This window comes from Deltaproteobacteria bacterium RBG_16_64_85 (assembly GCA_001798885.1).
In the GTDB taxonomy this organism is placed as follows: domain Bacteria; phylum Desulfobacterota; class Deferrimicrobia; order Deferrimicrobiales; family Deferrimicrobiaceae; genus FEB-35.
In genome coordinates this window covers 1-7,459 of the sequence record MGQW01000085.1, presented here as the reverse complement: position 1 = coordinate 7,459, position 7,459 = coordinate 1, and the positions used below count along the sequence as shown (strand labels likewise).

Sequence of the window (7,459 nt, the reverse complement as noted above, 5' to 3'; positions counted from 1 at the left end):
GTGGCCCCTCGCAGAATTGAACTGCGGACACGAGGATTTTCAGTCCTCTGCTCTACCATCTGAGCTAAAGGGCCACTCTTTCGCAAAAAAGAAATTCTAGCGGATTGCGCGACCGGGTGTCAAGCGTCGGTCCGGACCACGAGCGTCCTGCACACCCGGTCGTGGAGCCCCTGCTTGCGTTTGTCGAACGCGGCCCAAAGGTAGCCGATATAGAGCGTGAACTCGCAGAGGAAGTACCCCAGCCAGCGGAGAAACGCCCTGCGGTAATCCAGGGGGGAGCCGTCCTCGTTGATGACCTTGATCCTGAGCGCCATCTTTCCGAAGGTCTGCCCGAAGGCGCCATGCAGGTACACGTAGTAGAAAACGGGGAAGCCGAAAAAGAAGACCGCCCGTACGATGTTTTCCATGGAAAACAAGCCTGTGATGGCGTAGACGTCTTCGATCGTACTGGGTGCCCAGATTCCCCCCGACGCGCCGAGCCTGTCCACCAAGTAGAAGAGGGAGAAGATCCCCAGGATGACGAGGAGGTCGATGGTCCGCGCTGCCGCACGGATCCAGAAGCCGGCGAAGGGAACCTCGGGCGTTGTCAACTGGCCTCCCTTACCCTTTTTCGAAATGATACATCGTCATGCTGAGCACGGCGACCACCGCGGTCTCCACGCGCAGGATCCGCGATCCCAGGCCGGCGCGCAGGAAACCGGCCCCTTCCGCCTCCTTCACCTCGTCCTCCGAGAATCCCCCCTCGGGGCCGACCAGCAGGGCAACGCTCTTCGCCCGACCCAGCCCGGAAAGGACCTTCTTCAATCCGAACCGGCCTTCCCCTTCGTAGAAAATGAGCTTCCCTTCCGACGCGGCGCCGGCCCGCAGCGCATCCGCGTAGGAGAGCAGGGGGGAAACCTCGGGAATGCAGCCGGAGCCGCACTGTTTCGCGGCGGCGAGTACGATCCGCTCCCACCGCAGGAGGCGTTTCCTCGCATCCTGGGGGTCGAGCCGGGGGATGGTGCGGGACGACCGGAAGGGAATCACGCGAGAGCTTCCGAGCTCGGTCGCCTTCTGCAGGATGAAGTCCATCTTGTCCGCCTTGGGAAGCCCGACCATGAGGGTGACCGTCACTTCGGGCGGGGGCTCGGCCGGCAAGGACTCCAGTACTTCGGCGCGGAGGGAGCGCGAGGTCGCTTCCAGGATTCGCATCCGGTAGCGGGTTCCCTGCTCGTCGAAGGCATAAAAGGAGTCCCCGGTCCTCAGTCGAAGGGACCGCAGCATGTGCCCGGCCTCGGTTCCCGAAAGAACGGCCGTGTCGCCGGAGATGTTCCTGCGGTCGACGAAGAAGGTGGGCACGGGACGGTCAGTGCGCCTCCCGCCGCAGCAACACCGCGGCCCACTGGCCGTCGGTTTTCCGCTTCACCGGTTGCATCCCTTCCTCCCGGAATTCCTCCTCCACCCAACCATTCTTTTCCGCCAGGATTCCCGACAGGATCAGGAACCCTCCCGGCGCGCAGCGGGAGACGATCTCCTTTTTCAGGTCGATGAGGATCTCGGCGAGGATGTTGGCCACGACGAGCTCGTAGCTCTCCTCGATCGAGGATAGCGGCATGAAGGTGGACGCGAACCGTTCCGCCACGCCGTTCGTCCTTGCGTTTTCCTCGGCCGTTTCGGCCGCTTTGGGGTCGGTGTCGATTCCCAACGCGTAGTCCGCTCCCAGCCGGATCGCGGCGATTCCTAGGATCCCGGTCCCCGTTCCGATGTCCAGCACTCTCCGGGGCCCCGGAGAGGCGTCGTAGACCTCTTCCAGCAGCTGCAGGCACATCCGGGTGGTCTCGTGGGTCCCGGTTCCGAATGCCTGGCCGGGATCGATCGTCAGCACGACTTCGCCCGGGGCGGCGGCGTACGCCTCCCACGACGGCTTCACGACGAGGCGGTCCCCCAGCTTTCGGGGCTTGAAGTGCTCCTTCCAGTTTTCCGCCCATCCATAGTCGGTGATCTCGGTGGCCGAGAGGAAGGCGCCGGCGTCCGGGCCGAACGACTCGGCCAGCACGGGAAGGAATTCGAGGAATGCCTTCTTCAGGTCATGGAGGTCGGCCTCCCAGGGGAAATACGCCGTCAGCTTCGTGACCTCTTCCGGAGGGGGAAGAGGGTCGATGGGGTCGCCGTCAGGGCTGAACAGACGTTCGTCATAGGCCATCCCCAGTGACCCGTGCATCAGGAAGAAGTGGGTGAGGGCATCGACCGCTTCCCGGCGCGTCTCGACGGTGAACGACTTCCAGCGCGTCATCGGCCTGCCTCTCTTCTTTTCCCCGATATTATAGCGCTCCGGCCGTGGGGGATTTTGCGCCAAGTATGCTAAGATAGCACCTCGCCGCAGCGTGGCGACAGGAAAATGGACCGCCGGAGAAAAATCCTTCTATCGAAAGCCGAGGCCCTGCGTCCCGACGCCGTGCGGATGCTCCGTGCGATCTCGGGCTATGCGGAGCTCGGGCTCAAGGAGTTCCGATCCTCCGGGACCCTCTCCGGGTTTCTGGAGGCGAGGGGGTTCCGCGTGGAGCGGGGGATCGCCGGGATGAAGACCGCGTTCCGCGCGGAATTCGTCTTCGGCAAGGGGAAGCCGGCGGTGGCGTTCCTCTGCGAGATGGACGCCCTGCCGGACCTGGGGCATGCCTGCGGTCACAACGTCGTGGGCGTGTCGTCGGCCTGCGCGGCGGTGGCGCTGGCCGCGTTCGGGGCGGGTCGTTTCCGGTCGGGGAAGATCGTGGCCCTTGGCACCCCCGCCGAAGAGATGGGGTACGGCAAGGCCCGGATGGTCGAGGAAGGGGTCTTCGATGGGGTAGACGCCGCGATGATGGTCCATCCCTCCTCTCGCCGCCACGTCGCCAAGGGGTATCTCGCCCTGCACAAAATCCGATTCACCTTCCTGGGGAAAGCTTCCCACGCGGCTGCTTACCCGGAGCACGGGATCAACGCACTGGACGGGGTCCTCCTGCTGTTCCAGGGGACCGCGGCGCTGCGCCAGCACCTTCCGGAGACCGTCCGCGTCCACGGGATCGTCACCGAGGGCGGCAGGGCGCCGAATATCATCCCGGAGCGGGCACAGGCGTACTTCTACGTCCGGGGGGAGGACGACGCGGAGCTCGCGGACGCGGTCCGAAGGGTCAAGGAGTGTGCCCGGGGAGCGGCGAAGGCGACCGGCTGCAGGCTCAGGATGGAGGAGGGGCCGTACACCCTCTCCGCGATGAAGGTGAACCCCGTGCTGGCCGATGCTTACCGGGGGGCCCTCGAGATCCTCGGGCTCCCCGAAAGCGGCGCACCCACCGGCAAGAACCGCGGCTCCTCCGACATCGGAAACGTTTCGCGGGTCCTGCCGACGATCCAGCCCAACGTTCCGATCTCCAGCGGCGAAAAGGTGGAGATTCACACGCGCTCGTTCGAAGAGGCATCGAAGGGCCCTTCCGGCGTCGAAGGGATGATGGAGGGGATCCGGGCGCTGGCACTTACCGGCTGCGGGCTATTTGCCGATCCCGGCCTCTGCCGCCGGGCCTGGGAGGCGTTCAGAACAGGACGATCGTGACCCCGTCGCCGCCCTGTTCCCGCGGGGCGGGGAAGAAGCGCTTCGCGTAGGGAGAGTTCCGAAGATGGCTGCGCACGGCGGCTTTCAGCGCCCCCGTGCCGTGGCCATGGATGACGAAGGCGTGGAGCGCCTGGGCGAGCGAGAGCCGGTCGAGGAAGGCTTCCATCTCGGGCAGCGCGTCATCCACGTACCTGCCGCGCAGGTCGAGCGTATTCTCCGGCGTCTGGAGATGGAGTGCCGGGGACGCCTCCTCTCCTCGCCGTGGCGCTTTCGATCGTTTGCTTTCCGCCGAGCTTCGCCCCGCCGCCGGAAAGATCCGCACCTGTTCCCGGGGCACCCGAAGCCTCATCCCGCCGACCCGCACCTCCACCTCGCGGTCCTCCGGAGCCGGCACCGACGCGACCTCCCCCTCCTTGAGGATCGTCCCAAGGAACACCTTCTGGCCCTGGGAAAGCGCGGTTCCGGGGGAAAGGGGCGCCGTCCTGCTGATCGTCGCGCGCACCACGGGGTCTTCCTCCGCGGTCTTTCCCTTTTCCTTCCATTCCCGGATCACGGTCTGCGCCTTCCGGACGGTCTCGATCTTCTTTTCCTTGCGAAGTTCCTCGGTCACCGCCCGGAGCTGGGCTTCCGCTTTGCGGATCTCGTCACGGACCTTCTGGCGCGCCCCCGCGAAGATCCGGGACTCTTCCTCCCTTGCCCGCTCCCGCTCGGCGTCAAGCCGGACGCGGAGGCCTTCCGCCTCGCGCCTCGCGGCAACGGCCTCCTCCGCTTCCACGCGGGCTTTTTCCTGCTCTGCCGCAAGCCGCTCGAGGGCGTCGGCAAGCTCGTGCCCGGAGCCGGCAAGATAGTTTCCCGCGCGATCGAGTACCCCTTCAGGGAAGCCGAGCGCCCGGGCGATCGTGATCCCCATGCTCCTTCCCGGAATGCCGAGCCGAAGATGGTAGGTGGGGCGAAGGTGCTCCTCGTCGAAGCTCATCGAGCCGTTCTCGAACCGTTGGTCCTCGTAGGCGATCCCCTTGAGCTCTTCGAAGTGGGTCGTGGCGAGCACCCGCACTTCCCGGTCCGCAAGGGTCTCCAGGAAGGCGCGGGCAATCGCGGCCCCCTCCCGCGGGTCGGTTCCGGAGACGACTTCGTCCAGCAGAACGAGGGAGCCCCGGTCTGCGCCCGTGAGGATCTCGTTCAGACGCCGGATGTGGGCGGAGTAGGTGGACAGGTCCTGCTCGACGCTCTGCTCGTCCCCGAGCGTCACGAAGATGCGGGAGAAGACCGAGACCGTCGAGTCCGCTGCCGCGGGGATCGAGAGCCCGGCCATCGCCATCAGGGTGAGCAGCCCCAGCGTCTTCAGTGCGACGGTCTTCCCTCCCGCATTGGGACCGGTGAGGATCAGGCAGAGGCGGGGGCGTCCCAGCCGCAGGTCGTTGGGCACCACCTCCCTGCGGGAGAGGACGAGCAGGGGGTGCCGCGCCGAGATCAGGTGCACCTCGCCGGATGCCGTGACGGTCGGCTCGGCGGCGGCGAGCTCCTCCGCCAGGAGGCTGCGGGCCTGCGCGAGGTCGAGGCGGGAGAGCCGTTCGCGGCAGGTCAGGAGCTCGGAGGTCTTCCGCGCCACCTTCGCCGTCAGTTCGGCCAGGATGCGGGCGATTTCCCGCTCCACCTCGAGCTCGGCCATCTTGACCTCGTTGTTCAGGTAGACGAGCTCCTCGGGTTCGAAAAAGACCGTCTGCCCGCTCTGCGAGGTGTCGTGCACGATCCCCTGGAAGAGTCCCTTGGCCGAGGTCTTGAACGGGATGACCAGGCGCCCGGAACGGACGGTGGCATACGTTTCCTGGATGTGGCGAGCGTATTTCGCAGAGGAGAGGATCTCCTCGGCCGTTTTCTGGATGCGGCTCTTCGCCACCGAGAGCTGCCGCCGCAGCGGGCCGAGTGACGGCGAGGCCCGGTCGGTGAGGGTCCCCGAAGGATCGATTTTCAGCTCGATCTCCTCGGTCAGGTCCCGAAGGAAAGGAATCTCCCGCGCGTGGTGGGCGAGGCGGGGGTACTTCCCGCGGCGTTCCTCGAAGAATTTGCGCACCCGCTCCCCCGTCCGGGCCGTCCGCCCGACAAGGAGCAGCTCGGCGGGGGAAAGGGAAGAGCCCTTGGCCGCCTTCTCCACTTCCGGGAGGATCTCCTTCAGCCCCTCGAGGGGAAGCGGTCCCTCGGCGATGAGGACGCGGCGTCCGTCGCGGTTTTCCTCGAGAGAGATCCGGATGGCGTCGAGGTCCGTCCCCGGAACGAGCGCGGCGCAAAGGCTCCGTCCGGGATCCGATGCCGCGTGCGAGCAAAGCCGGGAGCTCACCTTGCTCCATTCCAGCGCCGCAAGCGCCGCTTCCCATGCCGTCCCGGCCATCGCTTCCCCTAGGGGCGCTTTCTCGCGAACCGGACCCCGTCGATCTTTTTGAAATCGGCGTCCTGCGTCCAGATCCATGCCGTGCAGGCACGCGCCGTTGCCAGGATGACGCTGTCCGCCAGGGGCAACCCGAGTTCCGCCCCAAGCCTTGCGGCGCTCAGAGCGATCGAAGCGTCAAGGTTCACGACACGCCCCTGCTCCATTGCCGCGACGGCCTGCAGGGCCGCGTTCTCCCCCCTCTGCCGGAGAATGTTCTTGAACACTTCGAGGATGCAGATCGTGGGCACGACGAGCCGGTCCACCGCCTCGATCGAGGGCGCGTAAAACGATGCGTTGGGGCCGTCGGCGAAATACTCCAGCCAGCCGCACGAATCCACCAGGTTGAGGGATCTCACGTCCGGTCCTCATCACGCTCCACGGCGGTGTCGATTCCTTTGAGGAATCCGCGCATCGCGCGCATCCTGCGCACGGGGATGAATTCGATGCGGTCCCCGTACTGGAAGACCCGGATCTTTTCCCCCGGCTGGATGCCCATGGACTCCCTTACCTTCCGGGGGATGACGATCTGGTACTTGGGGGATACGGTAACGGTCGTCATTCCGTCCTCCATCGATAATGTTATCATCATACATAATGATGATCGATCCGGGACTCCCTGTCAACGTTTGGCCTGCGTTTGGCCTGCGGCCTCTGCGGGAAATCGTGATAGCATCGGACCATGGTGCGCAGCCGGAAGCCTCTTCCGTTGCGGAAGGGGGACGTGATCGCGATCTTCGCCCCGGCCGGGCCGGTCGACGGGAAAAAACTTTCCCGCGGGGTTGCCCGCCTCGCTTCCGCGGGGTATGTCCCCGAGATTTCCGGCGGCGTGCTGAGGGAGGAAGGGTACCTCGCGGGGGACGACGCGCACCGCGCCGCGCAGACCACCTGGGCGCTCTCCCTGCCCGAGGCGCGCGCTGCGATGGCGGCCCGGGGAGGGTACGGCGCTTCCCGGATCCTGCCGCACATCGACTGGAGGAAAATCGCGCGCCGCCCTCGGCTGGTGATCGGCTACAGCGACGTCACGGCGATCCTCGCCTACCTTTCCACCCGGCTGCGGATTCCCTCCCTCCACGGCCCGATGGCGGCGGCCGACCTTGCGCGCAAGCCGGACGGCGCGGCCCTTGCCGCCTTCTCCCGTTTGGCGGCGGGCGCCGTGTCTCCGCGGGAGCCGTGGGGGTTCCCCTGCGATCGGCTGCGCGGCGGGGCGGCGGAGGGGATCCTCGCCGGCGGATGCCTTTCCGTGCTGACCGCCCTCCTCGGCACCCCCTTCGAGCCCGACTTCAGGGGGGTGCTCCTTTTCCTCGAGGACGTCTCGGAGCCCTGCTACCGGATCGATCGGATGCTCACCCAGTGGATCCAGTCCGGGCGGCTTCGCCGGATCTCCGGGATCGTCGCGGGGAAGATGTCCCCCAAGGCAGGAGAGACGGAGGAAGACATCCGCAACGTGTTCGCGGAGGCCGGCCGCCGTCTTT

At 66.3% G+C, this 7,459-nt stretch carries 8 protein-coding genes and 1 tRNA gene; 2 read left to right on the top strand and 7 right to left on the bottom strand.

The window, feature by feature from the left end:
• Nucleotide 1: 1 nt before the first annotated feature.
• The 4 genes from A2Z13_00045 to A2Z13_00030 all read right to left on the bottom strand — a co-directional run bounded on the left by A2Z13_00045 (nt 2) and on the right by A2Z13_00030 (nt 2,272).
• Nucleotides 2–74: transfer RNA gene (locus A2Z13_00045), tRNA-Phe, on the bottom strand.
• Between the two features lie 45 nt (nt 75–119).
• A complete protein-coding gene (locus A2Z13_00040) occupies nt 120–590 on the bottom strand; it encodes a hypothetical protein (GenBank protein ID OGP76486.1) in 471 nt (156 codons plus the stop codon).
• A 10-nt stretch (nt 591–600) separates the two neighbouring features.
• Nucleotides 601–1,338, bottom strand: coding sequence for a hypothetical protein (locus tag A2Z13_00035; protein OGP76485.1), 738 nt, complete (start codon nt 1,336–1,338; stop codon nt 601–603).
• 7 nt (nt 1,339–1,345) lie between these two features.
• Complete coding sequence (locus A2Z13_00030; GenBank protein ID OGP76484.1) at nt 1,346–2,272, bottom strand: ribosomal protein L11 methyltransferase; 927 nt, start codon at nt 2,270–2,272, stop codon at nt 1,346–1,348.
• A gap of 105 nt (nt 2,273–2,377) precedes the next feature.
• Between A2Z13_00030 and A2Z13_00025 the strand changes: the two genes are divergently transcribed.
• Entirely contained in the window at nt 2,378–3,562 is a 1,185-nt protein-coding gene (locus A2Z13_00025; protein ID OGP76483.1) for a hypothetical protein, read from the top strand.
• Here A2Z13_00025 and A2Z13_00020 read toward each other — a convergent pair.
• Genes A2Z13_00020 through A2Z13_00010 form a run of 3 tightly spaced genes read right to left on the bottom strand, consistent with a single transcriptional unit; the run spans nt 3,543 to nt 6,546 of the window.
• Nucleotides 3,543–5,948, bottom strand: a complete 2,406-nt coding sequence (locus tag A2Z13_00020) for a hypothetical protein (protein OGP76482.1) — start codon at nt 5,946–5,948, stop codon at nt 3,543–3,545. The genes A2Z13_00025 and A2Z13_00020 overlap by 20 nt on opposite strands.
• 8 nt (nt 5,949–5,956) lie before the next feature.
• Nucleotides 5,957–6,343, bottom strand: a complete 387-nt coding sequence (locus A2Z13_00015; protein OGP76481.1) for a twitching motility protein PilT — start codon at nt 6,341–6,343, stop codon at nt 5,957–5,959.
• Nucleotides 6,340–6,546 carry an AbrB family transcriptional regulator gene (locus A2Z13_00010; protein ID OGP76480.1) on the bottom strand — a complete coding sequence of 69 codons (207 nt, stop codon included), beginning with the start codon at nt 6,544–6,546 and terminating at the stop codon, nt 6,340–6,342. The genes A2Z13_00015 and A2Z13_00010 overlap by 4 nt, the downstream gene beginning before the upstream one ends.
• 120 nt (nt 6,547–6,666) lie before the next feature.
• On the opposite strand from A2Z13_00010, the gene A2Z13_00005 reads away from it, so the two are divergent.
• The coding region (locus A2Z13_00005) for a hypothetical protein (GenBank protein OGP76479.1) at nt 6,667–7,459 on the top strand (793 nt) is incomplete at its 3' end.